Annotated in this window: 1 pseudogene; it reads right to left on the bottom strand. The window is 47.4% G+C overall.

The features are described 5' to 3' along the window. A pseudogene (locus LKX83_RS32130) lies at positions 1-344 on the bottom strand (putative beta-lysine N-acetyltransferase); the annotation flags it as partial.

Genomic DNA, 344 nt, shown 5'->3' with positions numbered 1-344 from the left:
TCTTAATATAGGCAGGATCGTTCATTGGCGTCGGATATGTCTGAAATACCGTTCCATATAGATGGGCTAGCTGCTCCGCATCTTCAGTGACAGCAATACGAATCGTATATCCTTGTGCGAGCGGCTCATCGGATGCCTTAAGCGGCAGAGACAGCACTTGACGGAGGATATCGTCCTCTTGAATCCAGTACTCACTTGTGCGACGCTCATCTGAGAGGTACATTGCCATACTGTACGCATCACCGCCATTGAAGTATTTCTTAAATACTCCTTCGAGCATATAACCAAGACCGAGAAGCGTCGCAACGTCTTCCGGCCGGGATTTGATGAATATTTTTGTAAGC

It is taken from the genome of Cohnella baijiui (genome assembly GCF_020731285.1).
Lineage (GTDB): Bacteria > Bacillota > Bacilli > Paenibacillales > Paenibacillaceae > Cohnella.
Note: the sequence above shows the minus strand (reverse complement) of the source record. Positions and strands in the feature narration are given on the sequence as shown.